Genomic DNA, 23210 nt, shown 5'->3' with positions numbered 1-23210 from the left:
GCCGTTCGACCGGGGGCCGCAAGATCTGCGCCCGGCGTCGGCGAAGCACTGCGTGAGGACCACGAGGATGCAACAGCTGGGTGTCAGCCCGATTGCGGTGACGCGCCTCGCCAAGCGCTACGGCCCGGTCAGCGCCGTCGACGGCATCAGCTTCTCGGTGCCCGCCGCCTCCGTCACCGGCCTCCTCGGCGGCAACGGCGCCGGCAAGACGACGACGATCGCCATGCTGATGGGATTGATCACGCCGAGCTCGGGGGAAGCCCGCATACTGGGTGCCGACATGGCGCGCCAGCGCTACCAGGTTCTCCACCGGATCAATTTCGAAAGTCCCTATGTGGAAATGCCGATGCGGCTCACCGTGCGGCAGAACCTCAAGGTCTTCGGGCGGCTCTACGGTGTCGCCGACCTCAAGGAGCGCATCGACGAGCTCGCCGGCGAGCTGGCGCTTCGGGATTTTCTCGACCGCCCGTCGGGCAAGCTTTCCGCCGGACAGAAAACCCGCGTGGCGCTCGCGAAATCCCTGATCAATCGGCCCGAGGTCCTCCTCCTCGACGAGCCGACCGCTTCGCTCGATCCCGACACCGCCGATTGGGTGCGCACCCATCTGGAGCGCTATCGCCGCGAACGCGGCGCCACCATTCTCCTCGCCTCGCACAACATGCCCGAGGTGGAGCGTCTCTGCGATGACGTCGTCATGATGAAGGGGGGCGTGATCGTCGATCAGGGGGCCCCCTCGGAGCTTATCTCGCGCTATGGCCGCGAGACCATGGAAGACGTCTTCCTCGATGTCGCCCGCGGCCGCAGGCAGGGCGAGGCGGCCTGAAGCGGTCTGAAACCTCTAGGAAAGCGAAGTCTTTGCGGCGAGCGTCTCGAGCCCGTCCCTCACCTTGTCGAAGACCCCGGCCGAGGTAAGGGCGGTGAGAAACGCTTCGTTGATGCCCCCAGGCGTCGCGTGATCCTTGGCGAGGCGCTCAAAATCCGGCTTGTCCTCCTGGAGCGAGCCCGCCACACCGGCGAAGACCGCCGCCATATACTGTGACGCGGCCTCCTGCGGCACGTTCTGAGCGGTGAGCCATCCGGCGATGGTGTCGAGATAGGCAAAATGCGCCGCGACCGTCGCAGAAGCCGTGGCGAAAGCCTCAAAGCTTTCCTCGCTCGGCAGCTCGACGGCGCTGCCGAGCCTATCGAACAGGGTTTTGGCTTCCCCGCCGGCCGGGAAGACGGGCGTGATGCCTGAGCGTGTGCGCACGGGCGGCAGCGGGATGGCTCTCGCGATCTCTGTGGCCGGCGCGACGAGCGAAGAAAGCTGCGCAAGCGGTGTGCGGGCCAACAGGCTGATGACCGGGCGCTCTTTGGGAAAGACGAGATCCTTGAGTGCCGCCGCCGCATCCTGCGGCCTGACGGCAAGGATCACGACCGAGCAGCGGTCGATGACGGCCTGATTGTCCTCCGCAACCGTGACGCTTGCGTATCTCTGCTCAAGATCGGCGGCAATCTCGGCATTGCGCGGCGACAGCACGATTGCGGGTGCGCCCACGTCGACGCTGCACAAGCCTTCCACGATCGCCTGGGCGATCGCTCCGACGCCGATGATGCCATAGACCATGAGGCTTCCTCTTCACTGAATTCGGTGGCGAGGACCTTAGGCAATGATGGTCGCCGAAGGGAGGGGGCGGCGCGAGGAAAGGGTCGACGCAATGGGTCGGGACCAGGTCGGCGGCGTTTTTTTCTCCGGCTTTTGCCGGCTTTTCGCGCTGCGGCGGCGGGTCTACGATTGCCGGGCGGCCGCTTCGCCCAGCCTTTTCGCCGCCGGAACGCTCAAGGACGACACGATGCTCTCCGCCTCCCTCAACCGCATCTTCGCGCTCGTTCTGCGCTATTGGTATCTTCTCAGAGGCTCCTGGCCCCGCTTCGTCGACCTCGTCTACTGGCCGACCGTTCAGATGCTGATGTGGGGCTTCTTGCAGACTTATCTGGCCGAGAAGACCTCTGTTGCCGCGCTCGCTGGCGGGGCCTTCATTGGCTCCGTCCTTTTGTGGGACATCCTGTTTCGCGGCCAGATCGGCTTTTCGGTCTCCTTCCTGGAGGAGATGTGGTCGCGCAATCTCGGCAATCTGATGATGACGCCGCTCAGGATGTACGAGCTTCTGGCCGCCCTCGGCGTGATGAGCATCATCAGGCTCCTGATCGGGCTGGTGCCGGTCACGGTGCTGGCGATCGTCTTCTTCGGCTTCAATCTGTGGGGGCTGGGTCTGGCGCTCGCCGCCTTCTTCGCCAATCTCATCATGACAAGTTGGACGATCGGGCTTCTCGCCTGCGGCATCGTTCTGCGCAACGGGCTCGGTGCGGAGAGTTTCGCTTGGAGCGTCTCGTTCCTCCTGCTTCCGCTCGCCTGTGTGTACTACCCCGTGACGGTTCTGCCCGCCTGGCTGCAGCCGATTTCGCTCGCGCTTCCGCCGACGCATGTCTTCGAGGGTATGCGGGCTCTCATTTTGGAGAATCGCTTCGATGTGGGCGAGATGTTGTGGGCCGGCGGCCTCAATCTTGTTTATTTGGCCGCCGCATCCATTGCTTTTGCTGCGTTTCTGCGCTCGGCTCGCCGGTCGGGCGCCCTGCTTCAGCTTGGCGAATAACAGGTCCGCGCAAGCATCGCGCCCGAAGACTTTTGGCGTGCCGCAGTTGCCTTTGAAACTAAACGGCCTATTCTGCGATGCAGAAGACTATGCTGCGACGCCGCAATGCCCCCGACACCGGCGTCAAGGTGAAAGAAAGGGCGGGAAACGTGGGCATCTATCAGTTCTACGAGCTCAATCACGCCGTGCTTGCGCCGTGGCGGGCCATGGCCGATGTGACGCGGCTCGCCTTCCAGAATCCATTCAATCCGTTCGCGGAGACGCCGTTCGGCCGGTCGGTCGCGGCCGCGGCGGAGTTGTTCGAGCGCACGACGCGGCGCTACGGCAAGCCGGAGTTCGGCCTGAAAGATGTCGAGGTCGACGGCAAGACCGTTGCCATCGAAGAGCGCGTGGTGTGGTCGAAGCCTTTCTGCGATCTCCTCCATTTCAAGCGCGACCTGCCGTCTGACCGCCCGCGCGATCCGAAACTTCTGATCGTCGCGCCGATGTCCGGCCACTACGCCACTTTGCTGCGCGGAACGGTGGAAGCGATGCTGCCCTTCCATGAGGTCTTCATCACCGATTGGACCGATGCGCGCATGGTGCCCTTGTCCAAGGGGCATTTCGATCTCGACGATTTCGTCGATTACATCGTCGAGATGCTGCATCATCTGGGCTCCGGAACGCATGTCATGGCGGTGTGCCAGCCGTCCGTCCCGGTCCTCGCCGCAGCCGCTGTGATGGCGGAAGACGACGACCCCTGTCAGGCCGCCTCCATGACGCTGATGGGCGGGCCGATCGACACGCGGCGCAATCCGACCGCCGTCAACATGTTTGCCGACGGCAAGAGCGTCGACTGGTTCCGGCGGCACGTCATCATGAACGTGCCTTTCCCGCATCCGGGCTTCATGCGGGCCGTCTATCCGGGCTTCCTGCAGCTCTCGGGCTTCATGAGCATGAATCTCGATCGGCATGTGAGCGCCCATCACGAGTTCTTTCAGCACCTCGTCGACGGCGACGGCGACAGCGCCGAAAAGCACCGCGACTTCTATGACGAATATCTCGCCGTGATGGATCTGACGGCGGAGTTCTATCTGCAGACGGTGGAGACCGTCTTCATCCGCCACGATCTGCCGCGCGGAGAGATGCGCCATCGTGGCCGCCTCGTGCGCCCGGAACTCATCAAAAAGACGGCGCTTTTGACGGTGGAAGGTGAGCGCGACGACATTTCCGGTGTGGGCCAGACGGAAGCGGCGCAGTCCCTCTGCTCCAGCCTGCCCGACGAGATGAAGCACCACCATCTGCAGCCGAAGGTCGGCCATTACGGTGTCTTCAACGGCAGCCGGTTCCGCAAGGAGATCGTGCCCGTCATCGCAGATTTCATCCGCCGCTTCGCGCGGGAGGACGCCAAGCCCTTGAACGGGGCGGCAGAGGCCGTGCGCAGCAATCCGCGCGAGGATTATCACGCGCGTTTTGCCGATGCGATGGGCTTCTCGGCGCTCGCCGTCGACAACCTCCCGGCGGTCGCGACGGATCTGAACGAGATCGTCGGTCTCGGACCGGCCGCAGCCGACAGCCTTAACGAGTTCGGCATCTTCCAGGTGAGCCAGCTCGCCGAGATGACGAGCGAGGCGATCGAGGCCTTGCAAGGGGAGATGTCGCCTCATGCGGGCGAGGCGCTCGAGAGCTGGGTCGCACAGGCGCGGCGCATGATGGGCATGACCGTCGAGACGCGGCACTGATCGGACGTTTACCGTTGGCCGGACCCCCGCCGTCGATGCACTGACCGGTCGAAGTGCCGCGATCGCCGTCGCGAGAGGTCGAGAGCTCTTTGGGGCGAAGGGCTTCCGGTTTTTCTTGAATCCCGATTTTGCGCTCCCCATCTCCAGTTCATCCACTGCTTGAGGGGAGTTCGATGAACCAAACTGTTACTGCCAATCGGGCCTGTTCGACTCGGGGCCGCTGGTCACCGCTGAACATTCTTCTGATGGTGATCGGTTTTGCTCTGTTCTGGCCGCTCGGCCTTGCCATGCTGGCCTGGATGATCTGGGGCCAGGAATTGGTCCGGTTCGGACAGGACATGCGCAATCAATTCCGCAGCCAGTTCGGCGGCATCACGCGCCAGGCCGGATTCAGTGTCGGCGACACCGGCAATATCGCTTTCGACGAGTACCGCGCCCGTGAGTTGGAGCGGATCGAGGAAGAGCGCCGTAAGGTCGAAGGCATGCGCACCGAGTTTGAGACCTTCGTGAAGGAGCTGCGGCGGGCGAAGGACAAGGAAGAGTTCGATCGCTTCATGGCCGAGTACCGCCGGCGCACAGACGACGGAACGCAGGGCGCGTTCTAAAGTTCAGGAACGGATTGCGAAGACAGCGGGGCCCGCAGGGCCCCGTTTGTCGTTTTGGGCGGTCGAAGATGATCTTGAGCGCTGGGACCGCCGGCTTGGCCGAGATGCGCGGGCGAAACGAGCAACGCCTTTGGCGACGGCCGTAGACGAGGCATAGTGCGCGCTATGCGATTCTCCCGCCGCAAAAACCCCGAAACCTGCCGTCTTGCCTTTCAGGAGAGCGAGCTTGCCGTGAAGGTGCGCCGCTCCAGCCGGGCCCGGCGTATGATCCTGCGGCTCGACGCTGCGACAGGCGAACCACTTTTGACGCTGCCGGCCTTTGTCCCGCTCTCGGCAGGCGAACGCTTTCTGGCCGGTCACCGCGACTGGCTCGCCGAACGGATGCAGGCCCATGAGGGCGGAACCCCGTTTACGCCGGGAGCGTACTTTTCGCTGCGGGGAGAACAATGCCTCATCGAGACGGGCCCATCTCGCGGGCTCGTGCGGGTGGCGGACACGGACGAAGGACGCGTCGTCATCGTTCCGGGTGATCCACGCCACCTGGAGAGGCGACTTTCCGATTGGCTGAAACGCCAGGCGCGCCACGATCTCGACGCGGCTGTCGCCCGCTATTGCACGGCGCTCGGCGTGCGGCACCGGCGCATCGCCGTGCGCGACACGAGGAGCCGCTGGGGCTCCTGTTCATCGACCGGAACGCTGTCGTTTTCCTGGCGCCTCGTTCTGGCGCCGCCGCGCGTGCTGCAATATGTCGCAGCCCACGAAGTCGCTCATCTGCGGGAAATGAACCATTCACCGCGCTTCTGGCGCCTCGTGGACGAAGCCTATCCCGGCTACGAAGAGGCCCGCGGATGGCTGCGCCGTCACGGTGCCGAGCTTCATCGCATCGGTCGGGCGGCCGCTCAGACGTTGTGAGCGACCTCCACGCGGCTTTTGATGAGAAAAATCGGTGAAAGAGCCACAGATCGCCGGTTGCGGCGTTCTCTGAAAACTATTCCTGGCCCGCGTCGTTGTTTTGGTCGCGCGCGATCTCAGAAACCAGCTCGATCAGGCGACGGCGAACCTTGCTGCTTTTGATGTGCGTGAAAGAACGGTTCAGTTCAACGCCTTCGGCCGTTGAGACGAAGTCCATCACGAAAGCAGTCTGACGCTCCGCGAAACCTTCCTCGCTGCCATTTCCTGAGTTGTCGGGCAGGAAATAAGACAGAGGACTGCCGAGAACCTCTGCGATCTGGAAGAGTCGGCTCGCAGCGATGCGGTTTGCACCTTTTTCGTATTTCTGTATTTGCTGGAACGTGACGCCGAGCTGTTCGCCAAGCTTCTCTTGAGACAGGCCGGCCATCTTGCGGCGCATCCGGACCTGCCTGCCGATATGAGCGTCGATTTCGTCCGGCGACTTCGGCTTCCGCTTATCGTTCATGTTTTTCCTTACACGCTACGGCCAATTTTTCTTGGGCTGATCATGCCCGCGATTGGGTCGGTTCGTGGCGTCCGATCACTTGGTAACCTAGGGTCACCGTTTCTGCCGGGAGGCCGTCTGAGTCAATGGTACGGGCGCGTTTTCTCGGTTGAGAGCCAAAAATCCGGCTGAAAAACAGATTAACAAGTGAATTAACGTAAATATGCCACCCCAGCGTGCAGCCAGGGGAATTTCAGCAGCTTCAGGGAGGCCGCCGGTGATGAACGTCTTGGCACCGAGCGCTGCGCTCACCCGGACGCGGCCATACGCGTCGATGATCGCCGAAATGCCGGTATTGGCGGCTCTCACGACCGGTATGCCCTCTTCCACGGCGCGAACGCGAGCCTGATGGAGATGCTGATAGGGGCCCGGAGTGTGCCCGAACCAGGCGTCGTTGGTGACGTTCAAAAAGAAACCTGGGCGATCGCCGTCGTCGGCGAGAATCTCACCAGGAAAGATAATTTCGTAACAAATCAGCGGAACGAAGGGCGGTGTCGACGGCAGAGTGAGGGTTCGCCGGCGGGTGCCAGACGAGAAGCCGCCGCCAAGCAGAGACAGCTGCTGAAGCCCGATGCGATCGAGCAAATCCTGCAGCGGAAGGTACTCCCCAAACGGTACTAGATGCACCTTATCGTACGATCCAACGATCGTTCCGTCGCTGTCGACGAGGTAGATCGAGTTGAAAACCCGGCGACTGCCGTCCGCTTCGTTTTCAAGCCGCGCGGCGCCGGTGGCGAGATGTGCGCCCTGCGGCAGCAGCCTGCCGATGGCGGCAAGGGCTGCGGGCTCGTCCGTCAGGATGAAGGGCAGGGCCGTTTCCGGCCAGACCACCAGCGTCTGCCCGTCGAGGGGATGGCTGCCCGGCTCGGCGCTCAGCGTCAGATAATCCTGAAAGACGCGGTTCCGGTTCTCCGGCAGCCATTTCTGGGCCTGGTCGACCGCCGGCTGGACGATGCGCAGATTGATGCCTGGGACGCTCGCATCGGAGGCAGAGCCGAGGCGCACGAGCCCGTAGCCCGCCAGTGCCAGAACCACAGCCACCGAGAGGAGGGGTGCCACGTATTTGCGTCGTTCGCCGGTCAGGAGCGTGACGGGCGCGGCGAAGACGACGACGGCGAGAAAGCTCAAGGCATAGATGTTGGCAAGCGAAGCCGACTGCATCATCACTTCGCCGGCCGTCAGGGCATAACCCAGGGCGTTCCACGGGAAACCGGTGAAGAGATGGCCGCGCAGCCATTCGGCGCTGCCGAGCCCGAAAGCGAGCGCGAAGATCCGCCAGCTGCTGCTCGACCAGATGAGCCGCGCCGCCACGACCCCGAGGCCCCAGAGGATCGCAAGGCCCGCAGGCAGAAGCACGACGGCGAAGGGCATCAGCCAGCCGAACTGATCAGCCTCGACGAGGAACGCCGATCCGACCCACCAGAGGCCGGCGAGAAAATAGCCGAAGCCAAACCACCATCCGGCCCCGAAAGCGGCCATCAATCGGCCGGTGCGGCCGGAAAACCGCGACGACACGGCGCCGTCGACAAGAAGGACTAGAACCGGCAGCGTCAGCCACAGGAGTGGGAACAGAAAGAAGGGCGCTTGTGCGAGGGCCGAAACCGCTCCGGCCGAAAAAGCGATGCCCCGTCGGCGCCACCCCCATGAAAGAATGATCGCCTGAGCGAGCCTATTCATGTGCAACTCGAATCGCTTGCCGGTGCGTTCGCGAGATGACGGCCTAAGCGGCGCGAAATCAAGCCGGGCTTTCCCCCTCCCGCCCTTCAATCGTCCAATTCGCCGCGGACGGTGCGTTTTCGTAACCATCGCCGGCCGATTTCAGCGCCAGAGCCCCAAAAGGTGCAAGGCGGTCGACGGAAGCCTGCCTGGAGCCTCGATGTTTTTTCAAAGAGCCCGTGCTGTCATTTCCTCCGTCCGTGCCGCATCTGTCCGCACCCGACCTGTTCACCACGCTCTCGTCGCGGTTTTGAGCCTCGCCGGCCTCCTCGCCTCCGAATTCCCGGCCGCGGCGGCCATGCTCCGCACCGGCCAGGTGACGGCGGGCGGGGCGGAGAGCTTTTCCGGTGCGATGATCGACGAGCTCGAACGTGCGCTTCAGGACGAGAAGGCCGATCTCGTTTTGAGGCGCCTGGCGACGGGCGAGGCAGGGGACGGAAAGCCGGAGGCCTTCGAGCCCGAGGCTCTCTGGGACCGGCTCGCGACCGGCCGTGTCGATGTCGCGGCTCTGCCGCTCGCTGCGGCCACCTCCTCCGATCCGATTTTCGGGGCGGCGTCGATGCCCGGTCTGGCGCGCCGGCATGCCGATGCGGACGCCCTTGCCAGGTCGGCGTTTATGGCCGACCTCAAGACCCATCTCGACAATGCCGGCATGATCGTTCTCGCCGATGCCTGGCTTGCCGGCGGTTTCGTCTCCTCCGGGGCCTGTCTTGACGGGCCGCCATCGACGAGCGGCAAGACCCTGCATGCCGAGGGCGAGCCTCTGCGCACCGTCCTGACGAAATCCGGAGCGTCGGTGGCGCGGGCGCCGCGTGCGCGCCTCGCTGCAGCCCTTGCGGGCGGGGTCATCGATGGCGCGCTTGCCTCGTCCTCCGTCCTTGCCGACCCCGAACTGGCGCGTGCCGCCGAATGCCTGACGGCGCCCGGCAGCGACGCTCTCTGGTTCAGCTACGAGCCGATCGTCATCGCGCGTCCGAGCTGGGAAGCCTTGAGTGAGGACGAACGTGCCGCCCTCAAAGCGGCGGGCGAAAAAGTCACGGCCTGGGCTGCGCGGGAATCCCGCGCCCAGGACGATCGGCTGGTGCAGATGTATCGGAAGGCGGGCGCCACGGTGGAAGAGATGCCGCGCTCCGCGCTCGACCAATGGCTGGCCGTCGCAGTGGAATCGAGCTGGCGCGATTTCGCGCGCGACGTGAAGGACGGCAAGCGTCTTCTCGCTGAAGCGATCACGGGCGATTGAAAGCCTTTGAGGCTGCGGCCGCGCCACCTCTTGTTCAAAAACGCGTGAGCTGCCTGAATGGCGGTCATGGATCGCAATCTCTACACCCGTCTTGCCGCCCTTTTTCCCGCCGCGACCAAAGCCGCGCCCTTTGCGCGCCTGACGGACGGGCGAAGGCTGACCTATGCCGACGTGGAAAAAGGCTCCGCCCGCTTTGCCAACGTGCTCGTCGAGCTTGGGATCAAGCCCGGCGATCGGGTCGCCGTCCAGGTCGAAAAGAGCATCGAGGCGGTGCTTCTCTATCTCGGGACCGTTCGCGCCGGGGCTGTCTTCCTGCCTCTCAACACCGCCTATACGCCGGCCGAGGTCGCGTATTTTCTGAAAGATGCCGAGCCGGCGCTCTTCGTTTGCGATCCGGGTAAGGCGGAGATCCTCTCACCGGTCGCGGAAGAAGCCGGGGCCAGGCTTGAGACGCTCGGTGTGCGCAAGAAGCGCGAAAAAGCCTCGGGCAGTCTCGATCGCCTCGGTGTTTCGGCCGGTGATCAATTCAAGACGGTGGCGCGAGCCGACGACGACCTCGCTGCGATCCTCTACACCTCCGGCACGACCGGCCGTTCCAAGGGCGCGATGCTGAGCCACGACAACCTCGTCTCCAACGCCCTCACCTTGACGGATCTTTGGCAGTTTTCCGGAGACGACGTCCTCCTCCACGCGCTGCCGGTCTTCCACACCCACGGTCTTTTCACGGCGTGCAATGTCGTTCTTGCCGCCGGGGCGTCGATGATTTTCCTGCCCCGCTTCGATCTCGACCTGGTGATCGAGGCGCTGCCGCAAGCCACGGTGATGATGGGGGTGCCGACTTTTTACACCCGTCTTCTTGACGATCCGCGCCTCGTGCACAAACTGGTGCAGGAAGTACGACTTTTCATTTCCGGTTCCGCACCTCTCCTGCCTGCAACCCATGCTGCCTTTCTCGAACGGACCGGCCATGCCGTCTTGGAACGCTACGGTATGACGGAAACGAGCATGAACACGTCGAACCCTTATGAGGGCGACCGCCGGCCTGGAACGGTCGGCCTGCCCTTGCCAGGCGTCGATCTTCGCATTGCCGATCCGGAAACGGGCTCGCCGAAGAAGATGAGCGAGATCGGTGTCATCGAGGTGAAAGGACCGAACGTCTTCAAGGGCTATTGGCGCATGCCGGAGAAGACGGCGGAGGAATTCCATGATGGGTGGTTTCGCACCGGAGATCTCGGCCTGATCGACGAAGCCGGCTATGTCCACATCGTCGGGCGGGCCAAGGACCTGATCATTTCCGGCGGTCTGAACATCTATCCGAAGGAGATCGAAATTGTCCTCGATGCCTGCGCCGGCGTTTTGGAGTCAGCGGTCATCGGGGTTCCGCATCCCGATTTCGGGGAGGCGGTGATCGCGCTCGTCGTTCCCCAGCCGGGGGAAGCGCCCGAAGCAGAGAAGCTGAGCGCCGCTCTTGTCCAGAAACTCGCAAGCTTTAAGCAACCGAAGGCCCTTATTTTCATGGAAGACCTGCCCCGCAACGCCATGGGGAAGGTCGAAAAGAGCAAGTTGCGCGCGCAATTCAGTCACGTGCTGCAGGAAATTGAGGCAGGCAAGGACCGGCCGATTCCTGTAGGCAAGCAATCATAGGGTGGTTTGCCCCGGGGATTGCAACGCCACGAACACAAACGTCATTGAACCCGCCCGGCCGGTCAGCTGTCACGGCCGTTTGTGTGGGTGACAACTTGCCTCGAAGCGCAGACGCGTCGGGCGACAATCGCGAGGAGCGCGATCATGAATGCAGCGACAGCCGTCACTCTTTCGCGCCGCATCGAGGATGCGGAAGATGTGAAAAGGCTCATCATCGAGAAGCTGAAATATGCGGTCGGCAAGGATCCGGAGCATTCGGTCCGGCAGGACTGGAGCGCGGCGCTCATTCTGGCGGTACGCGATCAGCTTGTTGATCACTGGATGGCCTCCACCCGCCGTGCCTACGAGCAGGATCAGAAACGGGTCTATTACCTGTCGATGGAATTTCTGATCGGTCGGCTGCTCAAAGACACGATCATCAATCTCGGGCTCGAAGCGCCGGTGCGCGAAGCGCTGACGGAGCTCGGTGCCGATTACGACGAGATCCTGCGCTCAGAACCTGACGCAGCCTTGGGCAATGGCGGTCTCGGGCGCCTCGCGGCCTGTTTCCTCGATTCCATGTCGACCCTGGGCATTCCGGCCCATGGCTATGGCATCCGCTATGAGAACGGTCTCTTCCGCCAGTCGATTCGCGACGGCTGGCAGGCGGAAGAGCCGGAGGACTGGCTGGTCACCGGCCACAATTGGGAGTTCGAGCGCCCCGAAGTCGTCTACAACATCCCCTTCGGCGGCGAGGTCATCACCACGCCGGAAGGCAAGGCGGTCTGGCACCCGGCAGAGGTCATGCTGGCCGCAGCCTACGACACGCCGATCGCCGGCTGGCGCGGGCGCCACGTCAACACGCTCAGGCTCTGGGCTGGCAAGCCCGCCAAGCGCGTCGATCTCGATCGCTTCAACCGCGGCGAATATCTTTCCGCGATGGAGGCGGCGGTGCGCGCGGAGACGGTCTCGCGCATCCTCTACCCGGACGACACCACCGAAGAAGGCAAGAACCTCCGCCTGCGCCAGGAATTCTTCTTCACCTCCGCATCGCTGCAGGACCTTCTGCGTCGCTATCTGTCCTCGCATGACGACATCATGAAGCTTCCGGAGAAGGTGGCGATCCAGCTCAACGACACGCATCCCGCGATCGCGGTTGCTGAGCTCATGCGCCTTCTCGTCGACACGCACGGCCTGTCGATGGAGGTGGCGTTCCAGATCACCCGCAACACGCTCTCCTACACCAACCACACCTTGATGCCGGAAGCGCTGGAGCGCTGGTCCCTGCAGCTCTTCGGCTCCGTCCTGCCGCGCCACCTCGACATCATTCGTTGGATCGACGAGCAGCATCTGCGAACGGCGGCCGCCGCCAAGCGTACGCTCGATCTGGAACGCGTGCGCATCGTCGACCACACCAACGGCCAGGGCGTGCGGATGGGGCATCTCGCTTTCGTCGGCAGCCACCGCGTCAACGGCGTCTCGGCCCTGCATGCGGATCTGATGAAGCAGACCGTCTTCCACGATCTCGATTCGCTCTATCCGAGCCGCATCCTCGGCGTCACCAACGGCGTTACGCCGCGCCGCTGGCTGCATTCCTGCAACAAGCCGTTGAGCGATCTCCTGATCGAGACCATCGGCGAGGATTGGATCGGCGATTTGGAGGCCATCGAAGCGGTGGCGCCCTATGCGGAGGATGCCGCTTTCCGCGAGCGCTTCCGTGCCGCCAAGCACGAGAACAAATGCCGTCTGGTGGCGGAGATCCAGAGCCGCGTCGGCATCCATGTCTCGCCGGATGCCATGTTCGACGTGCAGATCAAGCGCATGCACGAATACAAGCGCCAGCTCCTCAACATCATGGAGGCGGTGGCGCAGTATTTTGCCATCCGCAACGATCCGGCGGCCGACTGGACGCCGCGCGTCAAGATCTTCGGCGGCAAGGCCGCGCCCGGCTATGAGATGGCGAAGCTGATCATCAAGCTGATCAACGACGTCGCACGGGCCGTCAACAGCGACCCCGTCGTCGGCGACCGGTTGAAGATCGTCTTCCTGCCGAACTACAACGTCTCGACCGCCGAGCGCATCATCCCCGCCGCCGACCTCTCCGAGCAGATCTCGACGGCAGGCATGGAGGCCTCCGGCACCGGCAACATGAAGCTGGCTCTCAATGGTGCCTTGACCATCGGCACGCTCGACGGCGCGAATGTCGAGATCTGCGATCGGGTCGGGCGCGAAAACATCCATATCTTCGGCCTGACTGCGGAGGACGTCGCCAATTATCGCATCTCCGGCTACGATTCGCGCGCCGTCATCGACGGCAACGAGACCCTCAAGACGGTTCTCGATGCGATCGGCTCAGGTGTGTTCTCGCCGGAGGATCCGAACCGCTTCCGGGCCATCGTCGACCGGCTCTCCTATGACGATTATTTCTTCGTCACGGCCGATTTCGCCGCCTATCTCGACGAGCAGCGCAAGGTCGATCGGGCGTTCATGGACAAGGAAGACTGGACGCGGCGGACGATCTTGAACACGGCGCGGGTCGGCTGGTTCTCCGCAGACCGTGCCATTCGCGACTACGCCCGCGAGATCTGGAACGTCGAGACGCCTTCGGCGGAAGAGATCAATCAGGGCAGCGAGTAGCCGACGAGATGTGAAAGCCCGGCCGCGATCGGCGCGGCCGAGGCGCCTCACATCCTGGTGGAAAGCTCCGCGCCGAGCCGTGCGACGAGCCGCTCCGCCACGGCCTCCTTGCTCATCCGCGGCCATTCTTCGTGGCTGGCAGGTCCGATGAGCTGCACGGCGTTTTCCGTGCCGCCCATGATGCCAGTTGCGGGCGAAACATCATTGGCGAGAATGAAGTCGCAGCCCTTGCGCTGAAGTTTGGCGCGGGCATGGGCGACGACGTCGTTGGTTTCCGCAGCGAAGCCGACGACGAGGCGCGGACGCCTCTCGTGCCGGGAGAGCGTGGCCAGGATATCCGGGTTCTCCACCAAGGTGAGGGCCGGAGCGCCCGATTGCGTCTTCTTCAGCTTGCGTTCCGCTTCTTCCGCCGTGCGCCAGTCAGCGACGGCCGCGGCAAGAACTGCGATGTCGACGGGAAGTGCGGCTTCGACCGCCGCAAGCATCTCCCGGGCGGTTTCCACCGCCACGAGGTCCACGCCCGCAGGCGCCGGGATCGTGACCGGCCCGGAAACGAGCGTCACATGCGCACCGGCTCTGGCAAAGGCGGCGGCGATAGCGTGCCCCTGCCGCCCAGAAGACCTGTTGGCGAGATAGCGCACCGGATCGATCGGCTCATGCGTTGGGCCCGAGGTCACGAGCACGCGCCGGCCCGAGAGCGGCCGGGCATCTGCCGGAGACGTTCCGGCCTCGCCGCCGAGGCGCCGTTCGATCTCTGAAAAGATCGCCTGCGGCTCGCTCATCCGGCCTTCGCCGCTCTCGTCTCTTTCCGCCATTTCTCCGGCTTCCGGGCCGATGAAGCCGTATCCATCGCTGTGAAGCTGCGCGACGTTGCGCCGTGTCGCCGGATGCGCCCACATCCTCGGATTCATGGCCGGGGCGAGAAGCACAGGCTTGTCGCTTGCAAGCAGCACCGCGCCTGCGAGATCGTCGGCAAGGCCGGAGGCAAGCCGTGCCAGCCGGTCGGCTGTCGCCGGCGCCACGACGATGAGATCCGCCTGCCGCGACAGGCGGATATGCCCGATATCTTCCTCCGCCTGACGGTCGAAGAGTTCGCTGAAGACCGGTTCATGGCTCAAGGCGCCGACGGCGAGCGGCGTGACGAATTCCTGCGCCGCCTTGGTCATCACGGTGCTGACCGAGGCCCCCGCCTTCTTCAAGAGGCGGATGAGCTCCAGGCATTTGTAGGCGGCAATCCCGCCGCCGATGACGAGCAGGATGCGCTTGTCTTTGAGCTTCGTCATGCCTGCCGCTCCGTCGAAAAGGCCGCTTGCCCAGGCCGTCTTAGCGCCACACAGAGGCGACGGCCATGACGACGAGCGCAAGCCCGCCGAGCCGAACCGCCCAACGCGTCCAGAAAAGCTCGTGCGTGCCGGCGTCGGCGAGCCGGTCCACCGTCTGATCGTCGAGCTTGATGCCGCCGGCGGAGAACGCCGCGAGCCGGTCGACGGCCGATTCCACGCGTGTCAGCGTGTCCGGCAGGTGTTCGACGAACTTGCCGATCTCGCGCAAGGAATCGGCTGCTTCCTCAAGCCGCCCGACGGGGCCGAGATGGCGTGAAATCCATTCCGTGACGACGGGATCGGCCGCCGCCCACATGTCGAAGTCCGGGTCGAGGCGCCGGGCAACGCCCTCGACCACGACCATGGTCTTCTGCAAGAGGATGAGCTCCGGCCGCGTCTGCATGTTGAAGAGCGCCGTTACCTCGAAGAGGAGACCGAGAAGCCGCGCCATGGAAATTTCGCTCGCGCGCTGGCCGTGGATCGGCTCGCCGATCGCGCGCAACGCCTGGGCAAAATCTTCCGCCGAATGGATCGGCGGCACATAGCCGATCTCGATATGCAGCTTGGCGATCTTGAGATAATCGCGCTTGATGAAGCCGTAGAGGACCTCGGCGAGGAAGCGACGTTCCTTGGGCCCGATGCGCCCCATGATGCCGAGATCGACGGCGACGAGACGTCCTTCCCGGTCGACGAAGAGATTGCCCTCGTGCATGTCGGCGTGGAAGAACCCGTCGCGCAAGGCATGGCGCAGGAACGACTGCACGACGATGCGGGCGAGGTTCTGGCGATCGATTCCGGCCTCGATGATGCCCGCCGTATTCCGGAGCTTGATGCCGTCGATCCATTCCATCGTCAGGACGTCGCGGCCGGTATGAGCCCAATCGACGGCCGGCACGCGGAATTCCGTTTCCCCGATGATGTTTTCCGACAGCTCCGAATAGGCTGCAGCCTCGAGCCTGAGATCCATTTCCAGGAGCACGGTGCGCTCGAGCGATTGCACGACGGCGACCGGCTTCAGCCGTTTGCCCTCCGCCGACAGTCGCTCCAGGAAGCGTGCCCCCGCATAAAACGTCTCCAGATCGCGCTGGAAGCCGCCCCGCACATGCGGGCGCAGAACCTTGACGGCGACTTCACGCTCCTCGCCGTCGACGACGCGTGTGGCGTGGTGGACCTGGGCGATGGAGGCGGCTGCCACGGGCTCCGAGAAGGAGGTGAAAATCTCCTCCACCGTGCGGCCGAGATTGATCTCGATGATCGCCTTCGCCTCTTCCGTCGGGAAGGGGGGCATCTCATCCTTGAGGCCCGACAGGGCTTCGGCGGCATCGTTGCCGACGATATCCGGCCGCGTCGCCAGGAACTGCCCAAGCTTCACATAGGAGGGACCGAGCCGGTGAAGCCGGGCCGAAAGGCGCCGGCCGCGCTCGGCATCCGAAAGCCCGCGCGGCTCGAAAAGCCGCGCGAAACGCACGAAACGAGCCGCGACCGGCGGCACTTCGTCGACATCGACGAAGCCGAGCGCGCCGGCGCGGACGATATGAAAGCCCGCCTTTGTGAGGCGGATGAGATTGAGCACGCTATGCGACCTTAGAACTTTATCGCGTTAGAGCTTCCAGCCCGAATGCAGGGCGACGACGCCGGTTGTATAGTCACGATAGCTGACGCGCTCAAAGCCGGCGTCGGAGATCATGCCGGCGAAGCGCTCCTTGTTCGGGAAGACGCGGATCGATTCCACCAGATATTGATAGGATTCGCGGTCGCCGGTGACGACCTGCCCGATCATCGGAATGACGCGGAAGGAATAGGTCTCGTAGAGCTGCGCGATCACCGGCGTGGAAACCGGCGTGAACTCCAGGCAGAGAAAGCGTCCGCCGGGCTTCAGGACGCGGTAGGCTTCCGACAGCGCCTTGTCGAGGCGCGGCACGTTGCGGATGCCGAAGGCGATCGTATAGGCGTCGAAGCTCTTGTCCTCGAAGGGCAGTTCCTCGGCGTTGGCTTCCGCGTAAGAAAGGTTGGTGTAGCCGTGCTTCTCGGCCCGCTCGCGGCAGACTTCCAGCATCGAGCCGTTGATATCGGCAACCGTGATCTCGGCGTGACCGCGGGAGCGGTCGGAGATACGAAAGGCGATGTCGCCGGTACCGCCCGCCATGTCGAGAACCCGGTAGGGCCGTCCCGAATGGGGCGGGGCGAGCCAGGAGACCATGGCGTTCTTCCAAAGCCGATGCAGACCGCCCGACATCAGATCGTTCATGATGTCGTAGCGCCGGGCGACCGAATGGAAGACGTTGTCGACACGCCCCTGCTTCTCCTCCATCGGCACCTCTTGGTAGCCGAACTGGGTCTTTTCACTCATAGCTGATCCTCTGGACAAATCCGGAGGCGCCGGTGTTGCGGCGCGGTTGCCGCGGACCATAACGAAAGCCTTGGCGACACGCCATGCGGCGTGACGCGGAAAGATGAAGGATAAGTGGGGATGCCGGAATTGCCGGAGGTGGAGACGATCAGGCGAGGACTGGCGCCGGTTCTGGAGGGTCGATCGATCGAGAAGGTCGAGTTGCGCCGTCCGGATCTGCGGTTTCCCCTGCCGCCGGGCTTCGCCGCCGCCCTTGAAGGTCGCCGCATCGACCATGTCGGCCGCCGCGCGAAATATCTTTTGGTGGAAACCGACATCGAGGCCGGCGGCCCGATTCTCATCATGCATCTCGGCATGACAGGGTCCTTCCGTTTTGAGGGATCTCTCAATCTCACGCCAGCCGAAGGGCGCTATTTCGACAACAAAAAGAAGACCATCCATGATCACGTCGTGTTCCATTTGGATGGCGATCTCGATCTCGTCTTCAACGACGCCCGCCGCTTCGGCTTCATGGCCCTCGGTGACGCAGGCCATCTCGAGGAGCATCCGCTTTTCGCCCATCTCGGCCTGGAGCCGACCGGCAACGCTCTCTCCGCCGCGCTGCTCGCGACGAAATTCGCCGGCCGCAAGGCGCCCTTGAAGGCGGTGTTGATGGATCAGCGCGTCATCGCCGGGCTCGGCAACATCTATGTTTGCGAAGCGCTTTGGCGTGCGCGGCTTTCGCCCCGGCGCGCGGCCGGAACCTTGGTGCGCCAAGATGGGGAGCCGAGCGCGCGTCTGACACGGCTGGTGGAGGCGGTCCGCGCCGTCATTGCCGATGCGGTCGCCGCGGGCGGCTCCTCTTTGCGCGATTACGTCCAGGCCGACGGCTCCGTCGGCCGCTTCCAGGAGAGCTTTGCCGTCTATGACCGGGAAGATTTCCCGTGCCCGCGGCCCACTTGTTCGGGCGTGGTTTCCCGTATCGTGCAGTCGGGCCGGTCGACGTTCTTTTGCCCTGTCTGTCAGAGGTAAGGCCAAGGTTGCCTTGCCGGTTTTGCACAACCGCTTTACGGCTATCGCCAGGGAAACGTCAGTCAGGAGGGGGCATGGCCTACGATTATATTCTGGTGGAGCGCCGCGGACGCGCCGGGCTCATCACCTTGAACCGCCCGAATGCGCTCAATGCTTTGTCGGCCGGTCTCGTCGCTGAACTCAATGCGGCGCTCGATGAATTCGAGGCCGACGACAAGATCGGTGCGATCGTCATCACCGGCTCGGAGAAAGCCTTCGCCGCGGGTGCCGACATCAATGAAATGAGGGAGCTCGATTTCGTCACTGCCTATCGTGACGATTTCATCTCCGAATGGGACAAGGTCGGCCAGCGCCGCAAGCCGTTGATCGCGGCTGTCGCCGGCTATGCGCTCGGCGGGGGCTGCGAGCTCGCGATGATGTGCGATTTCATCATCGCGGCGGAGACGGCGAAGTTCGGCCAGCCGGAAATCAGCCTCGGCGTCATTCCGGGCTCCGGCGGAACCCAGCGTCTCACCCGCTTCGTCGGCAAGGCGAAAGCAATGGATATGTGCCTGACCGGGCGTCTCATGGAGGCTGACGAAGCGGAGCGCGCCGGCCTCGTCTCCCGTGTCGTGCCCGTCGGAGATGTTCTGGAAGAGGCGGTGAAGGCCGCTCAGAAGATCGCGTCCTTCTCTCTTCCGGCCGTCATGATGGCGAAGGAAAGCGTCAATCGCGCCTATGAGACGACGATGGCGGAAGGCATTCGCTTCGAACGTCGGATCTTCCAGGCCCTGTTTGCGACCGAAGACCAGAAAGAAGGCATGCTCGCCTTCACGGAAAAGCGCTCGCCGCAATTCAACAACCGCTGAGCATCCCGCCGAGCCGTCCTGGCGCCGTTATGCGCGCCGGGACAGGGCAGGAATCTCTCAGCCGGCCTCTTCTCGTCAGTGAAGTCTCGGCCACCGCGATTTCGCGGGTGATCATGCCCGACTTGGTATTTCGGTGAGTTGAAAAGAAGTCCTATTTGCGGGCAGCATTGCGGAAGGTCACCGACCCTTACCCATTCTGCCTTCCGGAGCCTCCATGGCCACTGATTCTCGTATTGCCATCCGTCGCGCGCCTTATGAAGACGAGGAGGCGGTGGTCAGAAGCCGTCTCGCCGCGATAAATCTCGACGAAGCGGCACGCAAGCGCGCCGGCGCCAAGGCTGCGGGGATGGTGTCGGCCCTGCGGGCCGATCCGGCGCCGCATCTGATGGAGCGCTTTCTCTCCGAATATGGTCTCTCCACCGACGAAGGCGTGGCACTGATGTGCCTCGCCGAAGCTTATCTCCGCGTGCCGGACGCGCACACGCTCGATGCGCTGATCCGCGACAAGATCGGGGGAGCCGATTGGGGCAGCCATCGCGGGCAGAGTGAATCGCTTTTGCTGAATGCCTCGTCCTGGGGCCTGATGCTGACCGGCCGCCTTTACGGATCGGAAGGGCAGGACGAGCAGACCGAGGCGCATCTCATCCATACGATGCGCCGCATGGTGCAGCGCGTCGGCGAGCCGGTGGTGCGTGCCGCCGTCGCGCAGGCGATGAAGGTGTTGGGCGCGCAATTCGTGCTTGGGCGCAACATCGAGGAGGCGCTGCGCCGCGCCGAGCCGATGCGCGGCAAGGGCTATCGCTATTCCTACGATATGCTGGGCGAGGCGGCGCGAACGCGCGAAGACGCCGAGGCCTATTTTCGCTCCTATTCGAACGCGATCAGCGCCATCGGCAAGGCCGCCAAGGCCGAGCGTGTCACGGACAATCCGTCGATCTCGGTGAAACTCTCCGCGCTCCATCCGCGCTATGAGACGGTGCAGAAGGAGCGGGTTCTGGCCGAGCTCGTACCGACGCTCGTCCAGCTGATGCGCCAGGCGAAGGCCGCCGGCATCGGCCTCACCGTCGATGCGGAAGAGGCCGACCGTCTCGATCTCTCGCTTCAGGTGATGGAACGGGCCCTGTCGGAGTCCGAATTCGCCGATTGGGACGGCTTCGGCTTCGTCGTCCAGGCGTTCTCGAAAGCCTCCCTCCCGGTCCTTCATTGGATCGTGGATCTGGCGGAGCGTCTCGACCGCCGCTTTGCCGTGCGCCTCGTCAAAGGCGCGTATTGGGATTACGAGATCAAACAGGCGCAGATCCTCGGTCTTGCCGCCTATCCGGTCTTCACCCGCAAGCCGTCGACCGACGTCTCCTATCTGGCCGGCGCGAGTTTTCTGCTGGCACATTGCGACCGTATCTTCCCCCAGTTCGCGACGCACAACGCCCATACGGCCTGCGCCATTCTGGCAATCGCGCCGCTCGACGCGCGCTTTGAATTCCAGCGTCTGCACGGCATGGGCGAGGCGCTGCACGAACGCCTGAGGAAAGACACGGGCCGTCCCTGCCGCATCTATGCGCCGGTTGGCATCCACAAGGATCTGCTTGCCTATCTCGTCCGCCGGCTGCTCGAGAACGGCGCCAATTCCTCCTTCGTCCATCAGCTTCTCGACGAAGACGTGCCGGCGGAAAAGCTGGTCGAAGACCCGATTTCGCTGGTCGAGCAGGCAAAGCCGGTCGCCCATCCGCTGATCCCGCTGCCACCCGACATCTATGAGCCGGAGCGCAAGAACTCCAAAGGCTGGAATCTCAACAATCCGCTCGATCTGGAGGCGCTGTCGGAAGCCATGAGGCCGTTCGAGGCGGCGGAATGGCGTGCAGCTCCCTTGATCGGTGGCGAAGAAAGCCCCGGCAGCGCGCGAGATGTCTTCAACCCGGCGCACCCGGCCGAAAAGGTCGGCGTCGTCGTGGATGCGGATGCGGAAACCGCCGAACACGCCCTTGGCGTCGCCGCCGATGCGGTGGCGGCCTGGCAGGAGATCGGGGCGGATGCGCGCGCCGAGATTTTGGAGCGCGCCGCGACGCTTTATGAGGAGAACGCCGCCGAACTCATCGCGCTTGCCACCCGCGAAGCCGGCAAGACGCGTCTCGACGGTGTGTTGGAAGTGCGCGAAGCCGCAGATTTCCTGCGCTTTTACGCGAACGAGGCGCGCCGGCTCTTCTCCGAAGGCGGTGCACAGCGGCGCGGCCGCGGGGTTTTCGTCTGCATCTCGCCGTGGAACTTCCCTCTGGCGATTTTCACCGGTCAGCTTTCGGCCGCGCTTGTGGCCGGCAATGCCGTCGTCGCGAAACCCGCCGAGCAATCGCCTCTGACGGCGGCAAAGGCCGTGGCGCTTCTGCACGAGGCGGGCGTGCCGAAAGGCGTGCTCAATCTCGTTCCGGGAGAGGGCTCTGTGGTGGGTGCCGCGCTCACCTCCGATCCGAGGGTCAGTGGCGTCTGCTTCACCGGTTCGACGGACACGGCGATCTTGATCGACCGGGCTTTGGCGAAAGCGGGTCCCGTGCGCGCGCCGCTCGTCGCGGAGACCGGCGGCCTCAATGCGATGATCGTCGATTCGACCGCGCTCCCGGAGCATGCGGTCCGCGATATCGTGCAATCGGCCTTCCAATCTGCCGGACAGCGCTGTTCGGCGCTTCGCGCTCTCTTCGTGCAGGAGGACGTCGCACCGACGCTCTTGAAGATGCTGAAGGGGGCGACCGAAGAGCTCGTCATTGGCGATCCGTGGGATCCCGCGACCGATGTCGGCCCGGTGATCGATGAGGAAGCCCGGCAGACGATCGAAACCCATGTGGCAAAGCTCACAAGCGAAGGCCGGCTCCTCTTCACCCACGAGAAAATGCCGGGTGAAGGCAATTTCGTTGCGCCCGTGGCGCTTCGCCTCGATCGTTTCGACGAGCTCGAGCGCGAGATCTTCGGGCCGGTCCTGCACGTCATCACCTTCAAGGCGAAGGAGATCGATGCGGTCGTGGCGGCCATCAACGCGTCGGGTTATGGCCTAACGCTCGGAATCCATTCGCGCATCGATCAGCGGGTGGAGCGCATTTGCGACCATGCCCATGTCGGCAACATCTATGTGAACCGCAATCAGATCGGTGCGGTCGTCGGCGTGCAGCCCTTCGGTGGCGAAGGGCTATCCGGTACCGGTCCGAAGGCCGGTGGCCCGCATTATCTTGCCCGCTTCACGCGGCCGGTCGAGGTGACCGCCGCTCCGCTTCAGGGCGACGATGAGCGGCCGCAGGTCGCCGCCCTGGCTCCCGCCGATCTCGCGACCCTGCCGGATATGAGCGAGTGGGAGGCGAACTCCGCTCGGATCATGGTCTTGGCGAGCGCTGCCGGCGAATTGCCGGAACCTGCCCGACAAGTCGCGCATGAGGTGATTGAGGCAGCGCGGCCCGAGATTGCCGGCGTCGTGGCGTTGCCGGGCCCGACGGGCGAGGCCAATCGCCTGTCGCTGCATGGCCGTGGGCTGGCGCTTTGTCTGGGTGCCCCCCGGCGCGATGAAAACCCGGCAGATGAGGATGGAGCACGGCCGGGCGCGCTTCTGGCGCAGGTCGTGACCGCACTCGCGGCGGGCAATCGCGCCGTCGTGCCGGCCGCTCTCGTCGATGCCGCCGTGGTGGCCTTCAAGACGGCTCTGGAACGTGTCGGCGCCCCGGCGGGTCTCGTCGTCGTGGTCGAGGGCGAGCCCGTGGCGCTTGCCGCTGGCCTTCAAGGGCTCGGCCTCGTTGCGTATGAGGGCGGCGGGACGCAGGCGAGAACGTTGCGCATCGCCCTTGCCGAACGCCAGGGCGCGCGGCTGCCGCTTCTGTCTCTCGCGGACGGCGTGGCGGCTTTTGCCACCGAGCGCGTCGTGTCGATCGACACCACCGCTTCGGGCGGAAATGCGACGCTTCTGACGCTTGCCGGCAGTTGAGGGAGCTTGCAGGCAGAACGCTTGCAACTCTCGACCGACTCCCTCGTTAGCCTAGACAACAGGCTGGACCTCGCTCCGGCCTGACCTAGCTCGAAT

General features: G+C 64.0%; 17 protein-coding genes. 11 read left to right on the top strand and 6 right to left on the bottom strand.

Going from position 1 to position 23210, the window contains the following annotated elements; translation table 11 throughout:
- The first annotated feature begins 67 nt into the window (after positions 1–67).
- Positions 68–823, top strand: coding sequence for an ABC transporter ATP-binding protein (locus L0F51_RS14795; RefSeq protein ID WP_234629941.1), 756 nt, complete (start codon positions 68–70; stop codon positions 821–823).
- A 15-nt stretch (positions 824–838) separates the two neighbouring features.
- Here L0F51_RS14795 and L0F51_RS14790 read toward each other — a convergent pair whose 3' ends face one another.
- A complete protein-coding gene (locus tag L0F51_RS14790; protein ID WP_234629940.1) occupies positions 839–1606 on the bottom strand; it encodes an NAD(P)-binding domain-containing protein in 768 nt (255 codons plus the stop codon).
- A 226-nt stretch (positions 1607–1832) separates the two neighbouring features.
- On the opposite strand from L0F51_RS14790, the gene L0F51_RS14785 reads away from it, so the two are divergent.
- The 4 genes from L0F51_RS14785 (at position 1833) to L0F51_RS14770 (ending at position 5871) form a co-directional block, all read left to right on the top strand.
- Positions 1833–2633, top strand: coding sequence for an ABC transporter permease (locus L0F51_RS14785; protein WP_234630373.1), 801 nt, complete (start codon positions 1833–1835; stop codon positions 2631–2633).
- Positions 2634–2722: 89 nt separating this feature from the next.
- Positions 2723–4354: a polyhydroxyalkanoate depolymerase gene (phaZ, locus tag L0F51_RS14780; protein ID WP_255701446.1), complete on the top strand. Its 1632-nt coding sequence runs from the start codon at positions 2723–2725 to the stop codon at positions 4352–4354.
- A gap of 173 nt (positions 4355–4527) precedes the next feature.
- Entirely contained in the window at positions 4528–4959 is a 432-nt protein-coding gene (locus tag L0F51_RS14775; RefSeq protein ID WP_092811783.1) for a DUF2852 domain-containing protein, read from the top strand.
- Positions 4960–5124: 165 nt separating this feature from the next.
- Complete coding sequence (locus L0F51_RS14770) at positions 5125–5871, top strand: M48 family metallopeptidase (RefSeq protein ID WP_234629939.1); 747 nt, start codon at positions 5125–5127, stop codon at positions 5869–5871.
- Between the two features lie 76 nt (positions 5872–5947).
- On the opposite strand, the gene L0F51_RS14765 is transcribed toward L0F51_RS14770, so the two are convergent.
- Together L0F51_RS14765 and lnt are read right to left on the bottom strand one after the other, a co-directional pair.
- Complete coding sequence (locus L0F51_RS14765; protein WP_234629938.1) at positions 5948–6376, bottom strand: helix-turn-helix domain-containing protein; 429 nt, start codon at positions 6374–6376, stop codon at positions 5948–5950.
- A gap of 93 nt (positions 6377–6469) precedes the next feature.
- Positions 6470–8092, bottom strand: coding sequence for an apolipoprotein N-acyltransferase (gene lnt / locus L0F51_RS14760; RefSeq protein ID WP_234629937.1), 1623 nt, complete (start codon positions 8090–8092; stop codon positions 6470–6472).
- Between the two features lie 199 nt (positions 8093–8291).
- On the opposite strand from lnt, the gene dctP reads away from it, so the two are divergent.
- From dctP to L0F51_RS14745, 3 genes are all read left to right on the top strand, one after another.
- A complete protein-coding gene (dctP, locus tag L0F51_RS14755; RefSeq protein ID WP_234629936.1) occupies positions 8292–9371 on the top strand; it encodes a TRAP transporter substrate-binding protein DctP in 1080 nt (359 codons plus the stop codon).
- A 66-nt stretch (positions 9372–9437) separates the two neighbouring features.
- On the top strand, positions 9438–11015 hold the full coding sequence (locus L0F51_RS14750; RefSeq protein WP_234630371.1) for a malonyl-CoA synthase: 1578 nt from the start codon (positions 9438–9440) through the stop codon (positions 11013–11015).
- 144 nt (positions 11016–11159) lie between these two features.
- Positions 11160–13631 (top strand): glycogen/starch/alpha-glucan phosphorylase, encoded by a 2472-nt coding sequence (locus L0F51_RS14745; protein ID WP_234629935.1) that lies wholly within the window; start codon positions 11160–11162, stop codon positions 13629–13631.
- Between the two features lie 47 nt (positions 13632–13678).
- Here the strand turns inward: L0F51_RS14745 and coaBC are convergent, their stop codons facing one another.
- From coaBC to ubiE, 3 genes are read right to left on the bottom strand one after another with little or no spacing between them, the layout of a single operon-like run.
- Positions 13679–14914, bottom strand: coding sequence for a bifunctional phosphopantothenoylcysteine decarboxylase/phosphopantothenate--cysteine ligase CoaBC (gene coaBC / locus L0F51_RS14740; protein ID WP_234629934.1), 1236 nt, complete (start codon positions 14912–14914; stop codon positions 13679–13681).
- A gap of 40 nt (positions 14915–14954) precedes the next feature.
- Positions 14955–16526 (bottom strand): 2-polyprenylphenol 6-hydroxylase, encoded by a 1572-nt coding sequence (gene ubiB / locus L0F51_RS14735; protein WP_234629933.1) that lies wholly within the window; start codon positions 16524–16526, stop codon positions 14955–14957.
- A 27-nt stretch (positions 16527–16553) separates the two neighbouring features.
- On the bottom strand, positions 16554–17303 hold the full coding sequence (gene ubiE, locus L0F51_RS14730; RefSeq protein ID WP_234629932.1) for a bifunctional demethylmenaquinone methyltransferase/2-methoxy-6-polyprenyl-1,4-benzoquinol methylase UbiE: 750 nt from the start codon (positions 17301–17303) through the stop codon (positions 16554–16556).
- Between the two features lie 120 nt (positions 17304–17423).
- Here ubiE and mutM point away from each other — a divergent pair, with 120 nt between their 5' ends.
- The 3 genes from mutM (at position 17424) to putA (ending at position 23114) form a co-directional block, all read left to right on the top strand.
- A complete protein-coding gene (mutM, locus tag L0F51_RS14725) occupies positions 17424–18314 on the top strand; it encodes a bifunctional DNA-formamidopyrimidine glycosylase/DNA-(apurinic or apyrimidinic site) lyase (protein WP_234629931.1) in 891 nt (296 codons plus the stop codon).
- A 74-nt stretch (positions 18315–18388) separates the two neighbouring features.
- Positions 18389–19162: an enoyl-CoA hydratase gene (locus tag L0F51_RS14720; RefSeq protein WP_234629930.1), complete on the top strand. Its 774-nt coding sequence runs from the start codon at positions 18389–18391 to the stop codon at positions 19160–19162.
- A 214-nt stretch (positions 19163–19376) separates the two neighbouring features.
- Positions 19377–23114, top strand: coding sequence for a bifunctional proline dehydrogenase/L-glutamate gamma-semialdehyde dehydrogenase PutA (putA, locus tag L0F51_RS14715; protein WP_234629929.1), 3738 nt, complete (start codon positions 19377–19379; stop codon positions 23112–23114).
- Positions 23115–23210: the final 96 nt, after the last annotated feature.

The sequence above is a fragment of the Afifella sp. H1R genome (assembly GCF_021462425.1).
Lineage (GTDB): Bacteria > Pseudomonadota > Alphaproteobacteria > Rhizobiales > Afifellaceae > Afifella > Afifella aestuarii.
Note: the sequence above shows the minus strand (reverse complement) of the source record. Positions and strands in the feature narration are given on the sequence as shown.

Bases quoted from the DNA above. Each gene is read 5' to 3' on its own strand.
- putA (WP_234629929.1), top strand. From the start codon at position 19,377: ATGGCCACTGATTCTCGTATTGCCATCCGTCGCGCGCCTTATGAAGAC.
- L0F51_RS14770 (WP_234629939.1), top strand. From the start codon at position 5,125: ATGCGATTCTCCCGCCGCAAAAACCCCGAAACCTGCCGTCTTGCCTTT.
- L0F51_RS14790 (WP_234629940.1), bottom strand. From the start codon at position 1,606: ATGGTCTATGGCATCATCGGCGTCGGAGCGATCGCCCAGGCGATCGTG.
- dctP (WP_234629936.1), top strand. From the start codon at position 8,292: ATGTTTTTTCAAAGAGCCCGTGCTGTCATTTCCTCCGTCCGTGCCGCA.
- lnt (WP_234629937.1), bottom strand. From the start codon at position 8,092: ATGAATAGGCTCGCTCAGGCGATCATTCTTTCATGGGGGTGGCGCCGA.
- L0F51_RS14775 (WP_092811783.1), top strand. From the start codon at position 4,528: ATGAACCAAACTGTTACTGCCAATCGGGCCTGTTCGACTCGGGGCCGC.
- L0F51_RS14720 (WP_234629930.1), top strand. From the start codon at position 18,389: ATGGCCTACGATTATATTCTGGTGGAGCGCCGCGGACGCGCCGGGCTC.
- L0F51_RS14785 (WP_234630373.1), top strand. From the start codon at position 1,833: ATGCTCTCCGCCTCCCTCAACCGCATCTTCGCGCTCGTTCTGCGCTAT.
- coaBC (WP_234629934.1), bottom strand. From the start codon at position 14,914: ATGACGAAGCTCAAAGACAAGCGCATCCTGCTCGTCATCGGCGGCGGG.
- phaZ (WP_255701446.1), top strand. From the start codon at position 2,723: ATGCTGCGACGCCGCAATGCCCCCGACACCGGCGTCAAGGTGAAAGAA.
- mutM (WP_234629931.1), top strand. From the start codon at position 17,424: ATGCCGGAATTGCCGGAGGTGGAGACGATCAGGCGAGGACTGGCGCCG.
- L0F51_RS14745 (WP_234629935.1), top strand. From the start codon at position 11,160: ATGAATGCAGCGACAGCCGTCACTCTTTCGCGCCGCATCGAGGATGCG.
- L0F51_RS14750 (WP_234630371.1), top strand. From the start codon at position 9,438: ATGGATCGCAATCTCTACACCCGTCTTGCCGCCCTTTTTCCCGCCGCG.
- L0F51_RS14765 (WP_234629938.1), bottom strand. From the start codon at position 6,376: ATGAACGATAAGCGGAAGCCGAAGTCGCCGGACGAAATCGACGCTCAT.
- L0F51_RS14795 (WP_234629941.1), top strand. From the start codon at position 68: ATGCAACAGCTGGGTGTCAGCCCGATTGCGGTGACGCGCCTCGCCAAG.
- ubiE (WP_234629932.1), bottom strand. From the start codon at position 17,303: ATGAGTGAAAAGACCCAGTTCGGCTACCAAGAGGTGCCGATGGAGGAG.